This window comes from Mycobacterium sp. 141, from assembly GCF_000382405.1.
Classification (GTDB): Bacteria; Actinomycetota; Actinomycetes; order Mycobacteriales; family Mycobacteriaceae; genus Mycobacterium.
This window is the reverse complement of sequence record NZ_KB908260.1, coordinates 17,317-36,239: the sequence shown is the minus strand read 5'-3', so window position 1 is coordinate 36,239 and position 18,923 is coordinate 17,317. Positions and strand designations below refer to the sequence as shown.

Here is an 18,923-nt window from a genome sequence, read left to right as displayed (position 1 = left end):
CCCTCGCTACTTGAGGCCCCCTCGCTCCAATCCGCTCCGTTACTTGTCGGGTTGTTCGCTCCAATCCGCTTCGCTACTTGTCGGTCCCCTCTGGTGTCATGCCTTCCATGACTGCACATGTCGAACCGGCACTGGCGGGTACCGAGCTGCTGGCCCCGGGACGCACGGGCGCGGTGCGGTTGCTCGGGGGGCCGGGGACCGGCAAGAGTTCGCTGTTGGTCAACACGGCCGCCGAGCACATCGCCGCGGGCGCCGATCCAGAATCGGTTCTGCTGCTGACCGGTTCGGCACGCCTGCGGGCGGCCGCGCGGGCCGCGATCACCGCGCGGCTCTTGCGTGCGGGGGAGCAGCACGTGGTCCGTGAGCCGCTGGTACGCACGGTGCACTCGTATGCCTTCGCGGTGTTGCGGTTGGCTGCTCAGCGCAACGGCGACCCGCCCCCGCGGCTGATCACCAGCGCCGAACAGGACGGCATCATCCGTGAACTGCTGTCCGGCAACCTGGAGGACGGGCTCAACTCGGGTGTCCGCTGGCCCGAACCGCTGTGGCCGGCGTTGAGCACCGCAGGGTTCGCCAGTGAACTCCGCGACCTGATGGCCCGCTGCACCGAGCGCGGTGTGGATCCGCTTGCGTTGCAACGGCTCGGCCGGTCGGCGCGGCGTCCCGAGTGGTTGGCCGCCGGGCAGTTCGCGCAGGCCTATGAGCAGATCATGCTGCTGCGCTCGGCGGTGGGCATGGCCGCTCCGCAGGCAACCGTGCCCGCGCTGGGCGCGGCCGAACTGGTCGGTGCCGCGCTGGAGGCCCTCGGCACCGACGCCGACCTGCTGGCCGCCGAACGCGGCCGGATCAGCCTGCTGCTGGTCGACGACGCCCAGCACCTCGACCCCCAGGCCGCTCTGTTGGTGCGCGTACTGGAGGCGGGTGCCGGGCTTACCGTGATTGCCGGTGACCCCGACCAGGCGGTGTTCGGTTACCGCGGTGCTGATCCGGTGTTGTTGCGCGATCTGGGCGGCGCCGACGACGCGACCATCGTGCTGACCGAATCGCACCGATGCGCCCCCGAGGTCGCAGCGGCCATCGCCGGTATCGGACGACGCCTTCCCGGCGTCAGCCCGACCCGCGAATTGGTTGGTAACGCCGCGGTCGAGGGGGCAGTCACCCTGCGGCTGGCCGCGTCGACGCATGCCGAGTCGACCCTGATCGCCGATGCGTTGCGGCGTGCCCACCTGATCGACGGGGTGCCGTGGTCGGAGATGGCGGTTATCGTCCGCTCGGTGCCACGGGCCGGAACGGTGCTGGCCCGGGCCTTGACCAGCGCAGGGGTGCCGGTCGAGGCTGCCGCAGACGTGCCACCCGTGGCCCAGCAGCCCGCAGTCGCCGCGCTGCTTACGGTGCTTGACGCCGCCGCCACCGGAGATCTGACCGGTGACAACGCCCTCACCCTGCTCACCGGGCCGATCGGGCGCGTCGACCCGGTCAGCCTGCGGCAGTTGCGCCGCGCGCTGCGCCGTGCTGACGGCTCGGTACCACCGCGTGACTTCGGTGACCTCGTTGTCGCCGCGGTGAACACCGAACCCCGGGGGCTGCCGGTTGAGCAACTGCGCCCGCTGCGGCGGCTGCGTGCGGTGTTGACTGCGGCTCGCCGTAGCGTGGCGGCCGGAGCGGATCCGCGCCACACCCTCTGGGACGTCTGGCATGCCTGCGGGCTGCAGAGACGGTGGCTGATGGCCAGCGAGCGTGGTGGAACTCTTGGCGCGCAGGCCGATCGCGACCTCGACGCGGTGACGATGCTGTTCGACACCGCCGATCAGTACGTGAACCGGACGGCGGGCGCATCGCTGCGCGGTCTCATCGATCACGTCAGGACCCTCGGCGCGCCGGCTGCACCCGCCGACCCGCATCGACAGCCCGACGCCGTCGCCGTTCTGAGCGCCCATGCCTCGCTGGGCCGGGAATGGGAGTTCGTCGTCATCGCCGGTCTGCAGGAAGGATTGTGGCCCAACACCATTCCCCGCGGCGGTGTGCTCGGAACCCAGCATCTGGTGGATGTGCTCGACGGCGTGACCGGGCCCGCCGACGCCGCGGTGTCTACCCGGGCGCCGCTTTTGGCCGAGGAACGTCGGCTGCTGATGGCAGCGATGGGCCGTGCCCGAACCCGGCTCCTGGTGACCGCGGTGGACAGTGATGCCGGCGACGGCTCGCTGTTGCCGTCGCCGTTCTGCACCGAGCTGACCGCCCTGGCTACCGACGCGCCGGTGCTGCCGCCACTGGCAGCGCCCCGGGTACTGGCCCCCTCGGCCCTGGTCGGGCGGTTGCGCGCGGTGGTGTGTGCCCCCGTAGGGGCGGTCGACGAGGACTCCCGGGCCTGTGCGGCAACGCAGTTGGCCCGGCTGGCCGACGCTGGAGTGCCCGGGGCTGATCCGGCGGACTGGTACGCCATGACCCCGCTCTCGACCGACGAGCCGTTGTGGTCCGGTGCCGACCAGACGGTGACGTTGTCACCCTCAACGCTGCAGATGCTCACCGACTGCCCGCTGCGCTGGCTGTTGGAACGCCATGGCGGTAGCTCAGGCCGGGATGTACGGTCCACCGTCGGGTCACTGGTGCACGCGCTGGTTGCCGAGTCGGGGCGCACCGAGGGTCAACTCGTCAACGAGCTCGAAAAGGTTTGGGAGCAAATACCTTTCGAGGCGAAATGGTATTCGGACAACGAGCTGGAACGGCACCGCGCGATGCTGGAGACATTCACCCGGTGGCGGGCCGACACGAGGTGCCAGCTCACCGAGGTGGGCACAGAGATCGACGTCGAGGGAGTCATCCAGCCCACCGATCCCGAGTCCGGGGACCAAGCGCCCGGGGTCCGGGTACGGGGCCGGCTGGACCGCCTCGAGCGCGACCAGGCCGGCCGGTTGGTGGTCGTCGATCTCAAGACCGGCAAGAGTCCGGTGACCAAGGAGAACGCGCAAAACCATGCTCAGCTGGCCATGTACCAGTTGGCCGTCGCCGCAGGCCTGCTGACGGACGGAGTCGGCACTGACCAGGACGAGCCCGGCGGAGGTCGGCTGGTGTACCTCGGCAAGGCCGGCGCAGCCGGTGCCACGGTGCGCGAACAGGATCCGATGACGTCCGAGACCCGTGCCGATTGGCTGGCAGCGGTCGGGGACGCGGCGGCCGCCACCGCGGGACCGCAGTTCCTGGCCAGGGTCAACGACGGATGCTCGAACTGCCCGGTGCGGTCGGCCTGCCCGGCACAGGCGCCGCGGTCATGACACCGGCCGAGACGGCCCGCTACAGCCCGGCCGAACTGTCCTCTGCGCTGGGTCTTTTCTCGCCGACCGACGAGCAGGCCGCGGTGATCGCCGCACCACCCGGTCCGCTCGTGGTGATCGCCGGCGCGGGCGCAGGGAAGACCGAGACCATGGCCGCTCGGGTGGTGTGGCTGGTGGCCAACGGCTATGCCACACCGTCACAGGTGCTCGGGCTGACCTTCACCCGCAAGGCCGCCGGGCAGTTGCTGCGCCGGGTCCGCACCCGGCTGGCGCGGCTGGCCGGGGCGGGTCTGGCGCTGTCCGTCGGCACCGACGAAGCGGCCACCGTCAGCACCTACCATGCATTCGCCGGCACTCTGCTGCGCGAGTACGGCCTGTTGCTGCCCGTCGAACCGGATACCCGGCTACTCAGCGAAACCGAACTGTGGCAGTTGGCGTTTGATGTGGTGTGCGCGCACCCGGCCCGGCTCGACACCGACAAGACCCCGGCCGCGGTCACTGCGATGGTGCTGCGTCTTTCCGGGGCGCTGGCCGAGCACCTCGTCGACACCGATCAGCTGCGCGACACCCACACCGAACTCGAGCGGTTGGTCCACACTCTTCCGGCCGGGCCATATCAGCGTGACCGCGGACCGAGTCAGTGGCTGCTACGCATGCTGGCCACCCAGACCGAACGCACCGAGCTGGTACCGCTGATCGATGCGCTGCATCAACGGCTGCGCACCGACAAGGTGATGGATTTCGGCATGCAGATGGCCGCCGCAGCCCGGCTGGCGGCTGGTTTCCCGCAGGTTGGTGCGCAGTTGCGGCAACGCTTCCGCGTCGTGCTGCTCGACGAGTACCAGGACACCGGGCATTCCCAGCGCGTCGCGTTGTCGGCGTTGTTCGGTCGCGGTGCCGACGACGGGCTGGCGCTGACGGCCGTCGGTGATCCGATCCAGTCGATCTACGGCTGGCGGGGCGCTTCGGCCACCAACCTGCCCCGGTTCACCACCGATTTCCCGCTGGCAGACGGCACGCCGGCACCGACCCTGGAGTTGCGGACCAGCTGGCGCAATCCGCCCAGCACCCTGCACGTAGCCAATGCCATCTCGGCCGAGGCGCGGCGCCGTTCGGTATCGGTGCGGGAATTGCTGCCCCGCCCCGGTGCCGATCCGGGCACCATACGCTGTGCACTGTTGACTGATGTTGCGGCGGAACGGGATTGGGTGGCAGACCAGGTCGCGGGCAGGTACCACGGGGCCCGCGAAGACGGTGCTTCGGCGCCGACGGCGGCGGTTCTGGTGCGGCGCAACGCTGATGCTGCCCCGATGGCCGAAGCGCTCGAGGCCCGCGGGGTTCCGGTCGAGGTGGTCGGAGTGGCTGGGCTGCTGGGGGTGCCCGAGGTGGCCGATCTGGTGGCGATGCTGCGGCTGGTCGCCGACCCCACCGCTGGGCCTGCGGTCATGCGCATCCTCACCGGGCCGCGGTGGCGGTTCGGCGCCGGCGACCTCACGGCGTTGTGGCGCCGAGCGGTCGAGCTGGACGACCGCCCGCACGGCGAGCCCGGTCCGGCCGACATCGTCGCGGCGGCCGCTCCCGACGCCGACGCCGCGTGCCTGGCCGACGCGATCTGCGATCCCGGTGCGGCCGAGAACTATTCGGCCGCGGGCTACCAGCGGATCGTGGCGCTGGGCCGGGAGCTGACGATGCTGCGGGCACATCTGAACCACCCGCTGCCCGAACTGGTCGCCGAGGTCCGGCGGGTGGCAGGGCTGGACGCAGAGGCGCGGGCAGCGCGGCCCGTGACCGCAGGCTGGACCGGCACCGAGCATCTCGACACGTTCTGCGATCTGGTGGCCGATTACGCCGGCCGCTCGGGCGCTGAGCGAGTTGGGCGCCCCGGCGCCGAGCGAGTTGGGCGCCCCGGCGCTGAGTACGTTGGGCGCCCCGGCGCCGTGGTCGAGGGGTTGCTCGCCTACCTCGACGCCGCGACGGTGGTCGAAAACGGGCTTGCGCCAGCTGAATTGGCGGTCTCGCACGATCGGGTGCAGATCCTGACCGTGCACGCCGCCAAGGGTCTGGAATGGCAGGTGGTGGCGGTGCCGCACCTGAGTGCGCGGATATTCCCGTCGACGGCGTCGGCGCGCACCTGGCTCACTGACGCCGCGGACTTGCCGCCGCTGCTGCGCGGCGACCGCGCCACAGTGTCCGAGATCGGGGTCCCGGTGCTCGACACCTCGGATGTCAATGATCGAAAGGTGCTGTCGGACAAGATCGCCGACCACAAGAGTAAGCTCGAGCAGCGCCGTGTCGACGAGGAGCGCCGGTTGCTCTACGTGGCCGTCACCCGCGCCGAGGACACCTTGCTGCTGTCCGGACACCACTGGGGTGCCACCGAGAGCAAGCCGCGGGGTCCGTCGGAATTCCTGTGCGAGATCAAGAGCATTCTGGAGGACGCCGGAGCTGACGGCACACCCTGCGGCGACATCGAGCAGTGGGCGCCCGAGCCAGTCGCCGGTGAGCAGAATCCGTTGCGGGACAAGGCAGTCGAAGCGATATGGCCGGCGAATCCTGGTCCTGACGGCGATGTACGCCGCGGAGCGGAGCTCATTGCTCGGGCGATGGCAGGGGACCTCGGCGAGGGAACAGACACCGACGGCTGGGGCGCCGACGTAGACGCGCTACTGGCCGAACGGGTCCCGGCACCGCATACGGTTCCGGCGGAACTGCCCGGCCAGGTGTCGGTCAGCACGCTCGTCGAACTCAGCCGGGATCCGCAGGCGGCGTTGCAACGGCTGCACCGCCGGCTACCGCAGCGTCCGGACCCGCATGCCTTGCTGGGCACTGTCTTCCACGAATGGGTCCAACGGTTCTTCCATGCCGAGCGCTTGTTCGATCTCGATGATCTGCCCGGTGCGGTCGACAGCGAGGTCGGCCGCGGCTGCGCCGAAGAACTCGCGGTATTGCAGGACGCGTTCGTGATGTCGCCGTGGGCCGCCCGCACACCGATCGAGGTGGAGGTGCCCTTCGACATGGTGCTCGGTAAGACCCTGGTCCGGGGCCGCATCGACGCGGTGTTCGCCGACGCCGACGGCACCGCAACCGTTGTGGATTGGAAGACCGGTGAGCCGCCGGACACTCCGGAAGCCGAGGAGCAAGCCGCGATACAGCTCGCGGTCTACCGACTGGCCTGGGCCGCGTTGCGCGGGTGCCCGCCGGAATCGGTACGTGCGGCCTTCCACTACGTGCGGTCCGGTCAGACGGTCAGGCCCGAAACCCTGCCCGATGCAGAAGAATTGGCTGCGTTACTGGCGGAATCGCCGGCAGCGCAGCAGACCTAGCCCTCGTTGGCCGAGGTCAGATGCGCGATCTCTTTACTCCACACCGACTGGGCTCCGGCGTCCCCGATGCGATAGATCTGCACCATCGAGGCAACCCCGACGAGCACCGCCACCAGCGCGACGACCAGCAATGCCACCGAGAAATAGATCATGGTGTCTTGATAGCTGTCATCGGATTCCTTGGCTGACGGGAGGCATCGAGCTCAGGTGATCGCGGCGCCGACCAAACGGCCGATCGCATAGGTGATCGCCAGCGCCAGGCCACCACCGATCACGTTTCGCAGCACCGCACGGCCCTTGGGCGCGCCGCCCATACCGGCCGACACCGTCCCGGTGAGCATCAGGGCCAGTAATACCGCGACAACGGTGACCGGGACCCGCCACGTCGCCGGTGGCAACAGGACCGCGACCAACGGCAACAGCGCACCGACGGTGAACGACAGCGCCGACGACGACGCGGCCTGCCACGGGTTGGTCAGTTCGTTCGGATCGATACCCAGTTCGACCTCGGCGTGTGCGGCGAAGGCGTCATGGTCGGTGAGTTCCTCGGCCACGGTGCGCGCAGTGACCGGCGACAACCCCTTGGCTTCATAGAGTTCGGCGAGTTCGTCCAATTCTGCTGCGGGGTCGGTTCGTAACTCGCGGCGTTCTTTGCTCAGCAGCGCGCGTTCGGTGTCCCGTTGCGTGCTCACCGAGACGTATTCACCCAACGCCATCGACACCGCACCCGCCGCCAGGCCGGCGACACCGGCGGTCAGGATGGGGCCACGGTCCGCGGTGGCAGCTGCCACGCCGACGACGATGCCCGCAGTGGAGACGATCCCGTCGTTGGCGCCGAGCACGCCGGCGCGTAGCCAGTTCAGCTTCGACGAGACCGATCCGGCGTGCGGTTCGGCCGGGTGTGTGGGGCTCGGCACGGCTGCGACGATATACATCGAAACCACGTGCTGCCAGCAACGATAGCCTTGCCAAACCAGCTGGCAGTGCGCTTAGGAGCTGCGGTACACCTTGAGCGCCGTGGTCACCAACGGGATCTGCAGCGGCAGGCGGGCGATCGCGATGATGCGCATCGGCCACGGCTTGCCCCACCACAGCCGCACCATGTTGACGTTGCCCGGGAACACCGCGATGAACAGCGCCGCTGCGGCCAGTGCGCCGAGCCGCCGGGTGCGCGGAGCCGCCAGCAATACGCCGGTGGCCAATTCGCCGACGCCGGAGGCATAGGTGTAGAAGCGGGCAGTGCCGGGCAGCTCTGCCGGGATGATCGTGTCGAACGGTTTGGGGGCGAGGAAATGCAATGTGCCCATGCCGAGCAGCATGACGGCGAGCCGCCGGGCGGTGCGGGCGGCGACGGTTCGCTGAGGCGCGGCGGTGGTCATGGTTACATTGTGGCGTGCGACCGCTCGGATGGATCCCCGCATGACCGATACCCGTGGCTAAGGGCAGGCTGCGGCGCCGACTCGCCGCGATCGACGAGAACCTCACCTCGCGGCCTGACGCCGCGCTCACCGACGTGCTCCGCATACCGGAGCCGTTCGTCAGCCCGGCGCGCAGAATCGCCATGCGAGTGTTCTACGCGTTGGCTGCACTGTTCGCGGCGGTGCTGATCGTCTACATGGACCGCTACGGGTACCGCGACAACGACAGCGTGCCGGATCCGGACCATCCGCTGTCGTTCCTGGATTGCCTGTATTACGCGACCGTGTCGCTGTCAACAACGGGCTACGGCGACATCACGCCCTATACGGAATCAGCGCGTCTGGTCAACGTTCTGATCATCACGCCGCTGCGGGTGGCCTTCCTGATCGTCCTCATCGGTACCACCGTGGAAACCCTGACCACCCAGTCTCGGCAGGCGCTGAAGATCCAGCGATGGAGGAACAGAGTGCGTAACCACACCGTCGTCATCGGATACGGCACCAAGGGCCGCACGGCCGTGGCTGCCATGGTGGGTGACGAGGTGGCCCCGGCCGACATCGTCGTCGTCGACGAGAACGCCACAGCGCTGGAACGCGCGAAGAGTGCCGGCCTGGTCACTGTGCACGGTGACGCCACCAAGTCCGACATCCTCCGGCTGGCCAGCGCACAGCACGCCAAATCGATTGTCGTCGCGACCGATAACGATGCCAGCGCGGTGCTGGTGACCCTGACCGCCAGGGAGCTGGCTCCCAACGCCAAGATCATTGCGGCCGCGCGGGAAGCCGAGAACCAGCATCTGTTGCGGCAGTCCGGCGCGGATTCGACCGTGGTGTCCGCGGAGACCGCGGGCCGGCTACTGGGCATCGCCACCCAGACCCCGAGTGTGGTGGAGATGGTCGAGGACCTGCTGACACCCGATGCGGGCTTCGCGATCGCCGAGCGGGAGGTCGAACTGAAGGAGGAGGGCGGCTCGCCGCGGCATCTGCACGACATCGTGCTCGGCGTGGTGCGCGGCGGCCGCCTGGTGCGGGTGGACGATCCCGAGGTGGATGCATTGGAGTCCGGCGACCGGCTGCTCTACATCCGCAGCGCAGACGCCGAGCGATGACCCGGGGCGAGCGCAGCGACGGGGGAAGTTGATGGACTTCCGCCTGCGCAACGTCCCACTGCTGTCCCGGATCGGGGCCGACCGCGCCGACACCGTGCGCACCGACATCGATGCAGCGATCGCCGGCTGGGCCGACGCGTTGCTGCTGCGTGTCGACCACCGAAACCAGGTGCTGATCGCGCAAGGCAAGGTGGTGTTGGGCAAGGCCTCGGCGATTGCCGACAAGCCTCCGGAGCATGCCGTGTTTCTGGGCCGCCTCTACGACGGCAGACATGTCTGGGCGGTGCGTGGTGCACTGGAGGCACCCGAGGACCCCGACGCCGAAACCGAGGTATTGGATCTGCGCCGGGCCGGCTCGGTGTTCGATGACACCAGCGCGCAACTGGTGGCCACTGCGACGGCGTTGCTGAACTGGCACGACCGCGCGGGGTTCAGCGCGATCGACGGCGCGGTGACCAAATCGGTCAAGGCCGGCTGGGCCCGGGTCAATGCCGCCGACGGTCACGAGGAATATCCCCGCATCGATCCTGCGGTCATCTGCCTGGTGCACGACGGCCACGATCGCGCGGTGCTGGCTCGGCAGGCGGTCTGGCCCGAACGGCTGTTCTCGATCCTCGCGGGATTCGTCGAGGCCGGGGAATCCTTCGAGACCTGCGTGGTGCGCGAGATCGCCGAGGAGATCGGGCTGACCGTCAGCGATGTGCAGTATCTGGGCAGCCAGCCGTGGCCGTTTCCGCGGTCGCTGATGGTCGGTTTCCACGCCGTCGGTGACCCCGAGCAGCCGTTCGCCTTCACCGACGGCGAGATCGTCGAAGCCGGTTGGTTCACCCGGGCCGAGATCCGTCATGCCCTCGAGTACGGCGACTGGAGTTCGGTCGATTCGTCCTCGCGGCTGCTGCTGCCGGGCTCGATCTCCATCGCGCGCGAGATCATCGAATCCTGGGCCGCGCTCGACTGACGTTCTCACCGCGAACAGACACGGCAGTACCGGAAAAGCCGCGTGTCGCGGACCGCAGCGCCTGTTCGCGAGAAGCGGCGACTAGCTCAGTCTGGCTTTGACCTGCTTGATGCTCGGATTGGTCAGCGTCGATCCGTCGGCGAACTTCACCGTCGGCACCACATGGTTGCCTCCGTTGACCGAACCCACGAACTCCGCGGCGGCGGGGTCGGCCTCGATGTCGATTTCGGTCCAGCCGATGCCTTCGGCCCGCAGCGCTGTCTTCAGGCGCCGGCAGTAACCGCACCAACTGGTCGTGTACATGGTCAGGTCGGAGGACGTAGCAGTCATAGTTCACACAACGTAGCCGAACCGCCGGTGGCTTCCTGCTCAGCGGTCGGTTGCTAAAGCGTGTTGGGACGGAGCCGAGCATGACTGGATCTCGGAATACCTGGATTCCTTGTCCCCGTGGCGTGTTCGTGTGCGGGGGTGTCACGACGGTGATGCGCGCTGGCATGGTATTCGGAGTGCGGCTCGGTGCAGTACTGGGACGACGCATTGACCGAGTGCGCCGCCACTGCGATTCGAGGAGTTGACATGGCTTTTGAGACCTCAGACACGCTGGCGCGCCACATCGCCGATTGGTCGCCCGAGCCGATCGAATCATCGGATTCGTTGAGCCCGCAGCGCGCGACGGACCTGGCTGCCACGCTCGACCTCGACGACCGGTTCGCCGCAGGCTCCGCACTGCCGCCGCTGTGGCAGTGGATCTACTTTCCCGAATGGCCGAGAACAGCCGGGTGCGGGCGCTGTCCACGCGACCGCGACTGCCACTTATGTATAACTGATCTCCGCTGGTCACCGGCCCGACATGCGGTGTCCCGACACCGGATGCCTGATCATGTCGCCGGCGGCTGCCATCATGGACCCCATGTCGTCGCAGGCCCCCGTCGCAACCCTGGACGATCTCGACGATGAACAGCGCGAGGCTGTGCTCGCCGCGCGCGGCCCGGTGTGTGTGCTCGCGGGCGCGGGCACGGGCAAGACTCGCACCATCACCCGCCGGATCGCGCACCTCGTCGCCACCGGGCATGTCGCGGCCAGCCAGGTGCTCGCGGTGACCTTCACCGCTCGTGCGGCGGGGGAGATGCGGGGCCGGTTGCGAGCACTCGGACAGGAGTCCGGGGTGCCCACCGGCGCCGTCCAGGCAGTGACGTTCCACGCGGCGGCCCGCAGGCAACTGCAGTACTTCTGGCCGCGCCTGGTCGGCACCACCGGCTGGGAGTTGCTCGACAGCAAGTTCTCCGTCGTCGCTCAGGCCGCCAGCCGGTCGGGTATGCAGACCAGTACTGACGACGTGCGGGACCTCGCCGGCGAAATCGAATGGGCCAAAGCATCTTTGATCACACCGGAGGGATATCCGGCGGCCGTCGCCGAGGTCGGCCGTGACATACCGTTCGACGCGGCGAGGGTGTCTGCTGTCTACGCGGGGTACGAGTCGCTCAAGGCCCGCCGCGATGACACCACGCTGCTGGATTTCGACGATCTGCTGCTGCACACGGCCGCGGCGATCGAGAACGACGCCGCGGTGGCGCAGGAGTTCCGCGACCGCTACCGCTGCTTCGTCGTCGACGAATATCAGGACGTCACCCCGCTGCAGCAGCGGGTGCTCGACGCCTGGCTCGGGGATCGTGACGACCTCACCGTCGTCGGTGATGCCAACCAGACCATCTACTCGTTCACCGGCGCCACGCCGCGGTATCTACTCGACTTCTCGCGGCGATTTCCCGACGCCGCGGTGGTGCGCCTGGAGCGTGACTACCGGTCCACGCCGCAGGTGGTCTCGCTGGCCAACCGGGTGATCGCCGCCGCGCGGGGCCGTATGGCGGGCAGCAAGTTGCATCTGGTGGGGCAACGCGATCCCGGCCCGGCGCCGACCTTCTCCGAGCACCCCGACGAGGTCGCCGAGGCCGCTGCGGTGGCCCGCTCGATCAAGAAGCTGATCGAATCGGGAACGGCGCCAGCCGAAATCGCGGTGCTGTACCGGATCAATGCTCAATCCGAGGTGTACGAGGAGGCGCTGACCGAGGCTGGGATCGCCTTCCAGGTGCGTGGTGGCGAGGGCTTCTTCAGCCGTCAGGAGATCCGCCAGGCCCTGGTGGCGTTGCAGCGCAGCGCCGAACGCGGCGCCGAGACCGATGATCTGGCCGCTTCGGTGCGGGAGCTGCTCGAGCCACTCGGGCTGACCGCCGAGCCTCCCGCAGGTACCCGGGCCCGCGAGCGCTGGGAAGCGCTCGGCGCACTGGCCGAACTCGTCGATGAGGAGGTCGCACTGCGTCCCGACCTGGATATGCGAGCCTTGGTCGCCGAACTGCGTCAACGCGCCGACGCCCGGCACCCACCGGTTGTGCAGGGCGTGACGCTGGCGTCCCTGCATGCGGCCAAGGGGCTGGAATGGGATGCGGTGTTCCTGGTCGGTTTGGCGGATGGCACGCTACCGATCTCGCATGCCCTGACCCACGGCCCGGACAGTGAGCCGGTCGAGGAAGAACGCCGGCTGCTCTACGTCGGGGTGACCCGGGCACGGGTGCACCTGGCGTTGAGTTGGGCGCTGGCCCGTACGCCGGGCGGGCGGCAGGGGCGACGACCGTCGCGCTTTCTCAACGGCATCGCACCTCAACTCTCGAGCACCAGAGCGGCCGCCCCCGACCGCAACCGTCGCCAACGCGGCGCCACTCCGCGCTGCCGGGTATGCAACGCCACCCTGACTACGTCACCGGCGATCATGTTGCGGCGCTGCGAAACATGTCCGGCCAACCTGGACGAGGAGTTGCTGGCCGAGCTCAAAGACTGGCGACTGCGCGTCTCCAAGGAGATGAAGGTCCCGGCCTACGTCGTGTTCACCGACAACACGCTGATCGCCATCGCCGAGTCGCAGCCCACCGATGACGCTGCTCTGGTGTCCATCCCCGGCATCGGTGCCCGCAAGCTCGAGCAATACGGCGCCGATGTGCTGGCATTGGTGAAAGGCCGTCAGAAATCGTGAAGATCACGCCAAAACCGCAGGTAGAAAATAGGTTGTCATAATCGGCTGTTAAGCTTTAGCCTCAAAATCACCAACTCTGGTGACGAGATGGAAGGAGGATGCCCGAAATGATCAGCAACATCAAAGTCAGCGGTGTCGCGGTCACAAGCATGCCCTCCTTCCGTGCCGGCTATGCCGTAGCCGCTGCCGGCGTGGTTGCCGCCGCCCATGCTGGGTCGGCGGCCGCTGCCCGTGTTGGCGTGGTCGCCGCTGCTGCGGTCCCGGCCGAGCGGCATCTGCCCGTCGCCAACGCCGTGTGGCCGCCTGTCGCAGGCATTGCCGCGCACAAGCGCCGCGCCGCCGCCGCTATGCCCCGCGCGTCCGTGGATTGGAGCCCACCTAGGTAGAGCTCTCATCACCGCCCAATGGCCACGGACCCGCGTCAACCGGATCCGTGGCCATATTTGTCGGTATCCCCCGAGGAATCTGGTCGCAGATCCGTCACAAGACAGATCGATCGCCGAAACTACGACCAGGAAGCAGGGGGATATGCACATGTCGATTGCGATGAACGCTCCGGAGACGGGGTTCACGCCGGTGACATGCGAGAAGCGACTGCCGGCGGTGCCGTGCCACCTCGAGGACCCGGATCTGTGGTTCGCCGAGAGCCCCGTCGACCTCGAGCGCGCCAAGTCGCTGTGCGCGGACTGTCCGATCCGCAACGAGTGTCTGGCCGCGGCGTTGGAGCGGCAGGAGCCGTGGGGAGTGTGGGGCGGCGAAATCCTCGACCGCGGCAGCATCGTCGCCCGGAAGCGGCCGCGCGGCCGTCCGCGTAAGGACGTCGAGAGCAATCCGGCCGCGGCATGATGCCACGGCAGATCCGTCCCGTCCGGCTTGGTCTGCCCCCTGTCACGGCTCCGCTTGCCCCCACTGTCACGCTGGAGTGACGCCCGAACGCCGGCGTCACTCCAGCGTGACATTCGGCTAGGTGAGTAATTCCAAGAGGTCAGGCGGCTTCTTCTGCGAATCCCGGAACCAGTGCGGTGGCAATGGATTTCACCGGCACGTGGGCATCAAGCTGACAGCAGATGGCGATGGTCGAGGCGATCACGCGCAGCGGGATGGCCAGATTGGCCGGCAGGTCGAGCTGGCGGGCCATCTTGAGCTGCGCCACCGAGTTGTCCAACTGACCCGCTGCCATCCGTTGGATCCAGCGACGCGTGTAGTGGAACACGTCGACCTCGACAGGCTCGACGTACTGGCGCAGCATGTCGTCGATTTCCTGTACCGAAACCTGTTGGCCCCGTTGGATGAAACCGGCTTCCTCCATCGCGGGCAGCAGCTGATCGTACTTCTGGTCGCGGGCCAGCCGGATCGTTCGTCCCAACGCGGATGGGAACCCGCCGGGCATCGGGGCAACGGCGCCGAAGTCGATGACACCCATGCGGCCGTCAGGCAGCAGCATGAAGTTGCCCGGGTGCGCGTCGCCGTGCATCATCTCCAGCCGCGCGGGCGCGTCGAAGGTCAATTCGCTCAGGCGGGTACCCATGAGGTCGCGCTGTTCGGGGGTGCCCCCGTGGATGATCACCGACATGGGGATGCCGTCCATCCATTCCGCGATGACGACTTTGGGTGCGCTGGCGACTACGGAGGGTACGGCGAAGTGCGGATCGTTGCGGTACGCCTTGGCGAAGGCGCGCTGGTTTTCGGCTTCCAGCCGGTAGTCCAGTTCCATTTCGGTGCGTTCGGTGAGTTCATCGACGATGCCTTGGATGTCGGCGCCGGGCGCCAGCTGTTTGAACACACTCACGAGTCGTTGGATGGTCTTCAGGTCGGCGCGCAGCGCCTCGTCGGCGCCCGGGTACTGGATCTTGATCGCTACCTCGCGGCCGTCGGACCAAATGCCCTTGTGCACCTGGCCGATGCTCGCCGAGGCGACCGGAGTGTCGTCGAACGAGGTGAACCGATCCCGCCACTTGGTGCCCAGTTGGCCGTCGAGCACCCGGTGCACCTTCGCTGCCGGCAACGGGGGAGCATCTTTCTGGAGCTTGGTCAGTGCCTCGCGATACGGTTTGCCGTACTGCTCGGGGATGGCGGCCTCCATCACCGAAAGGGCCTGTCCGACCTTCATTGCGCCGCCCTTGAGCTCACCCAGCACGGTGAACAATTGCTGCGCGGCCTTGTCCATCAACTCGGCGGTGACCTCGTCTTTGGACTTACCGGTCAGGCGTTTGCCCAAGCCGAGAGCCGCCCGGCCGGCCATGCCGCCCGCCAAGCCCGCGAGCTTGGCGTTGCGTGCGACGCTTCCCCGTTTGATGTCAGACACCAGTCCATCATCCACGACGGCGCTGAACGAGCCACACTTCAGCGGCAACGTACGGTTTTCAACACGGGCAGTCAGGGTGGCGTGACCAGCGACGCGCGGTGATCGAGTAGCCGTCGGCGTCGAGTTCGAGCGTGGTGTCCAGCGTCGGCGGCGGTGCGGGGGCGCGTCGCGGGGCGTCGGCCTCCCTTACCGCCTGGATCACCAGATCGATCTGGCGCAGCGCCAGCGCCGCGGTGGCCAGGATCGTCGCGCGCCCGGCGGTACCGACCGTGCCGCGCAGCTGTGCCGCGAGTGCCGGCCATGCCGCGTCCCGCTCGCTGCGGTGCAGGTCGGCGCACTGCAGGCAACTTGTCAGCCCCGGGATGACGAGCGGGCCGACCAATCCGGCGCCGTCGCGCAGCCGCACCGGCAGATGTGCAACCCGAGCCTCGTGCAGTTCGCGCACCATCCGTGGTTCGGTGACCTGGTAGTCGGCGAGTACCACGAGGTCGGTGGCGTCGGGTACGGCCGCTGCGTGCGGTCGGCTGGTGTGCCGGACTCGCGCGCCCGAGCAGCGCAAGGCACTGGTAAGCAGTTCCGAGAGCGGTCCCCGGCCGTGGATGCGCACCGATGCGGTGCGTGCCGGGTGCGGTGATTCGACGGTGGCGATGCCTGCGTCGGTCAACGCGCGAATCACCTCATCGACAGCCTCGGCCGATTCGAATTGTGTTGCAGCAGTGGCAAGTTCGTCTCGGGAAGCACCGCTTTCCTGCAGAGTGCGCAGCAGCCCGGCGAGTTGGGCCTGTGTCATCGACCCGGGCGGGCGGACGAGCACCGCGCGGCGGGGATCCCAGCCCACCTGGACTGTTCCGTCGGGCCGCAACAGCACAGGCCGATCGGTTGCCAGCACATACCGCGTCGTCATGACATGACTCTGCCACGACGCGGGGCACCGCCCGGTCAGTTATCCACAGGCCTCAGGACTCGTCGGGGCGTTCGGGGCCCTCATCCTGTTCCTTCTGCAGATCCGCGATCGCTTGCTCGAACGCACTGTCGATTCCGCTGGTGTCGCCGCCGATCACCCGGTCGATGAAACCGGCGGGTTCGTCGAGGTCGGACGCGTCGGGTAGCAGGTCGGGGTGTTGCCATACGCCGTCGCGGGCGTCGGAGCCGACCGCCTCGGTCAGCCGCTCCCACAACGCGGCCGCCTCGCGCATCTTGCGCGGCCGCAGTTCCAGGCCGACGAGCGTGGCGAAGGTCCGCTCGGCGGGGCCGCCGGTGGCCCGCCGCCGGCGCAGCATCTCGGACAGCGCCTCGGTGCCGGGAATCCGGTCACCCAGTGCCGCGGATACCACGGTCTGCACCCAGCCCTCGATCAACGCGAGCAGGGTTTCCAGCCGCTCCAAGGCGGCTTCCTGCTCGGGTGTCGCCTTGGGTTCGAACATGCCCTGGCTGAGCAGCTGCTCCATCTCGGACGGATCCGACAGCGAGGCCGGGTTGAATCCCTTGGCGAGATCCTCGATGCCCGACATGTCGACCTTCATGCCCTTGGCGAACGCCTCGACGGCGCCCAGCAACTGACTGGAAAGCCACGGCACATGGCTGAACAGCCGGTGATGCGCGGCCTCTCGGGCCGCCAGGAACGTCAGGATCTCGCTGCGCGGGCGCTCCAGGCCCTCCGAGAGCGATTCGATGGCCGCGGGCATGAGCGCCGCTACCCCTTTGGGGCCCAGCGGCAGTCCGATGTCGGTCGAGGTCAGCACCTCCTGAGACAGCTTGCCCAAAGCCTGGCCGAGCTGGGAACCGAAGGCCATGCCGCCCATCTGCGACATCATCGCCAGCAGCGGGCCCGCCATACTCTGGGCTTCCTCGGGCAACGCAGAAGCCCACACCGTCGAGATCTGCTCGGCCACCGGATTGCAGAGCCGCTTCCAGGTGTCCAGCGTGTTGTCGAGCCAATCGCTCGGCGTCCACGCGACCGTGTGGCTGGTTCCGGCAGGCAGTGCCGTGACACCGTCGAGCCAGGTTTCGGCGAGCCGGACCGCGTCGGTGACGGCGCCCTTGGTCTGGTCGGGCACCGGGGCGACGAAGCCGATCGAGTTCGACGCCAACTGGCGGGCCAGGTCGTAGTTCACTGGGCCGGACTGACCGCCACCGGCCATCGCCGTGCCTGCCCCGCTGAACATCTCGCCGAGCTTGGTGAAGATCTGGCCCAGGTCACCCATTTCGAAGCCGGCACCCCCGGCGCCGAAACCGAACGGATCAGAGCCAGGGCCGGGTCCGGATCCCGGATCTGGGTCTTTCTTGCGCTTGTCGCGCTCGGGGTCGTCCCCGGCGGAGAAGCCGAAGGGCAGGTCAGCCATATCCCCAACGGTACTCACCACAGGGTGCGCCCGCGGCGCGGTGGGTCACGCTGTCAGTGAACCTGACGCCGCAGGCTTTACTGTTGGCGGCGTGAACAGGCGGATTTTGACGCTGGTGGTGGCTCTGGTGCCGATTTTGGCCTTCGGCGTGCTGCTCTCAGTGGTGACGGTGCCCTTCGTGTCTCTGGGGCCTGGTCCGACCTTCAACACCCTCGGCGAGGTGGAAGGCAAACAAGTCGTCGACATCGAGGGACCGGACGCCCGGGTGCACCCGACGGCAGGGCACCTGAACATGACGACAGTCTCCCAGCGCGACGGGCTGACCCTGGGTCAGGCTCTGACGCTGTGGATGTCGGGCCGCGAACAGTTGGTGCCGCGTGACCTGGTGTACCCGCCGGACAAGTCCAAGGACGAGATCGACAAGGCCAACACCAGCGACTTCAAGCGCTCCGAGGACAACGCCGAGGATGCGGCGCTGTCGTTCCTGAAGTACCCGATGGCGGTGACCGTGCAGAGCGTGACCGATCCGGGCCCCTCGGCGGGCAAGCTGCAGGTCGGCGACGCGATCGGTGGGGTCAACGGTAAGCCGGTGGCCAACCTCGATGAGTTCCAGGCGCTGCTCAAGGCGACCAAACCAGGGGACACCATCGTCATCGACTACCGCCGCAAGAACGCTCCCGCCGGCACGGCCACCATCACCCTGGGTCACAACTCGGACCGCGATTACGGCTTCCTGGGAGTGGGCGTGCTCGAAGCCCCGTGGGCGCCGTTCGACATCACCTTCAACCTCGCCAACATCGGCGGCCCGTCAGCGGGCCTGATGTTCAGCCTCGCCGTGGTGGACAAGCTGACTACCGGCGATCTCAACGACGGCAAGTTCATCGCGGGCACCGGCACCATCACGGGCGACGGCAAGGTCGGGTCGATCGGTGGTATCACCCACAAGATGCTGGCCGCCCACGAAGCCGGCGCGACGGTGTTCCTGGTGCCTGCAGACAACTGTGCCGAGGCCCGCTCGGCGCAGCAGGACGGCATGGAACTGGTGAAGGTCGACACGCTCACCGAGGCCGTCGACGCCTTGCACACGCTTTCTGCCGGTGGCGAACCTCCGCGCTGCTGAACCGCCCCCACGGAGGACCTGACTAGAGTTGTGGGAAATCCGGCAGGCCGGACA

General features: G+C 68.1%; 15 protein-coding genes. 8 read left to right on the top strand and 7 right to left on the bottom strand.

The annotated features are described in order from the left end of the window. Nucleotides 1-107 precede the first annotated feature (107 nt). Both H276_RS0110640 and H276_RS0110635 read left to right on the top strand, forming a co-directional pair. Nucleotides 108-3,269, top strand: a complete 3,162-nt coding sequence (locus tag H276_RS0110640) for an ATP-dependent DNA helicase (RefSeq protein WP_019971292.1) — start codon at nt 108-110, stop codon at nt 3,267-3,269. Then, the gene (locus H276_RS0110635) at nt 3,215-6,592 is read left to right on the top strand and encodes a UvrD-helicase domain-containing protein (protein ID WP_019971291.1); all 3,378 of its coding nucleotides are present in this window, start codon (nt 3,215-3,217) and stop codon (nt 6,590-6,592) included. Before H276_RS0110640 ends, H276_RS0110635 begins: the two co-directional genes overlap by 55 nt. On the opposite strand, the gene H276_RS24630 is transcribed toward H276_RS0110635, so the two are convergent. The 3 genes from H276_RS24630 to H276_RS0110620 form a co-directional block, all read right to left on the bottom strand. Beyond that, nucleotides 6,589-6,744 (bottom strand): hypothetical protein, encoded by a 156-nt coding sequence (locus tag H276_RS24630; RefSeq protein ID WP_019971290.1) that lies wholly within the window; start codon nt 6,742-6,744, stop codon nt 6,589-6,591. The genes H276_RS0110635 and H276_RS24630 overlap by 4 nt on opposite strands. A gap of 51 nt (nt 6,745-6,795) precedes the next feature. Next, the gene (locus tag H276_RS0110625; protein WP_026356824.1) at nt 6,796-7,509 is read right to left on the bottom strand and encodes a VIT family protein; all 714 of its coding nucleotides are present in this window, start codon (nt 7,507-7,509) and stop codon (nt 6,796-6,798) included. Nucleotides 7,510-7,581: 72 nt separating this feature from the next. Beyond that, nucleotides 7,582-7,971 carry a membrane protein gene (locus H276_RS0110620; protein WP_026356823.1) on the bottom strand — a complete coding sequence of 130 codons (390 nt, stop codon included), beginning with the start codon at nt 7,969-7,971 and terminating at the stop codon, nt 7,582-7,584. A gap of 53 nt (nt 7,972-8,024) precedes the next feature. Between H276_RS0110620 and H276_RS0110615 the strand changes: the two genes are divergently transcribed. Together H276_RS0110615 and nudC are read left to right on the top strand one after the other, a co-directional pair. Beyond that, nucleotides 8,025-9,119, top strand: coding sequence for a TrkA family potassium uptake protein (locus H276_RS0110615; protein WP_019971287.1), 1,095 nt, complete (start codon nt 8,025-8,027; stop codon nt 9,117-9,119). Nucleotides 9,120-9,150: 31 nt separating this feature from the next. Next, nucleotides 9,151-10,077: an NAD(+) diphosphatase gene (gene nudC, locus H276_RS0110610; RefSeq protein WP_019971286.1), complete on the top strand. Its 927-nt coding sequence runs from the start codon at nt 9,151-9,153 to the stop codon at nt 10,075-10,077. An 81-nt stretch (nt 10,078-10,158) separates the two neighbouring features. Here the strand turns inward: nudC and H276_RS0110605 are convergent, their stop codons facing one another. After that, nucleotides 10,159-10,407 (bottom strand): mycoredoxin, encoded by a 249-nt coding sequence (locus tag H276_RS0110605; RefSeq protein WP_019971285.1) that lies wholly within the window; start codon nt 10,405-10,407, stop codon nt 10,159-10,161. A gap of 580 nt (nt 10,408-10,987) precedes the next feature. Between H276_RS0110605 and H276_RS0110600 the strand changes: the two genes are divergently transcribed. The 3 genes from H276_RS0110600 (at nt 10,988) to H276_RS0110590 (ending at nt 13,948) form a co-directional block, all read left to right on the top strand. Further along, nucleotides 10,988-13,102: an ATP-dependent DNA helicase UvrD2 gene (locus H276_RS0110600; protein WP_036460925.1), complete on the top strand. Its 2,115-nt coding sequence runs from the start codon at nt 10,988-10,990 to the stop codon at nt 13,100-13,102. 107 nt (nt 13,103-13,209) lie between these two features. Then, nucleotides 13,210-13,488 (top strand): hypothetical protein, encoded by a 279-nt coding sequence (locus tag H276_RS0110595; protein ID WP_231376653.1) that lies wholly within the window; start codon nt 13,210-13,212, stop codon nt 13,486-13,488. A gap of 142 nt (nt 13,489-13,630) precedes the next feature. Continuing rightward, on the top strand, nt 13,631-13,948 hold the full coding sequence (locus tag H276_RS0110590; RefSeq protein ID WP_019971282.1) for a WhiB family transcriptional regulator: 318 nt from the start codon (nt 13,631-13,633) through the stop codon (nt 13,946-13,948). Nucleotides 13,949-14,087: 139 nt separating this feature from the next. Here H276_RS0110590 and H276_RS0110585 read toward each other — a convergent pair whose 3' ends face one another. Genes H276_RS0110585 through H276_RS0110575 form a run of 3 tightly spaced genes read right to left on the bottom strand, consistent with a single transcriptional unit; the run spans nt 14,088 to nt 17,767 of the window. Further along, nucleotides 14,088-15,422: an AarF/ABC1/UbiB kinase family protein gene (locus H276_RS0110585; RefSeq protein ID WP_026356820.1), complete on the bottom strand. Its 1,335-nt coding sequence runs from the start codon at nt 15,420-15,422 to the stop codon at nt 14,088-14,090. Nucleotides 15,423-15,465: 43 nt separating this feature from the next. Continuing rightward, on the bottom strand, nt 15,466-16,311 hold the full coding sequence (locus H276_RS0110580; RefSeq protein WP_019971280.1) for a hypothetical protein: 846 nt from the start codon (nt 16,309-16,311) through the stop codon (nt 15,466-15,468). A 52-nt stretch (nt 16,312-16,363) separates the two neighbouring features. Continuing rightward, nucleotides 16,364-17,767 carry a zinc-dependent metalloprotease gene (locus H276_RS0110575; protein WP_196807887.1) on the bottom strand — a complete coding sequence of 468 codons (1,404 nt, stop codon included), beginning with the start codon at nt 17,765-17,767 and terminating at the stop codon, nt 16,364-16,366. A 73-nt stretch (nt 17,768-17,840) separates the two neighbouring features. Between H276_RS0110575 and H276_RS0110570 the strand changes: the two genes are divergently transcribed. Next, entirely contained in the window at nt 17,841-18,869 is a 1,029-nt protein-coding gene (locus tag H276_RS0110570; protein WP_026356819.1) for a PDZ domain-containing protein, read from the top strand. The last annotated feature ends 54 nt before the right edge of the window (nt 18,870-18,923 follow it).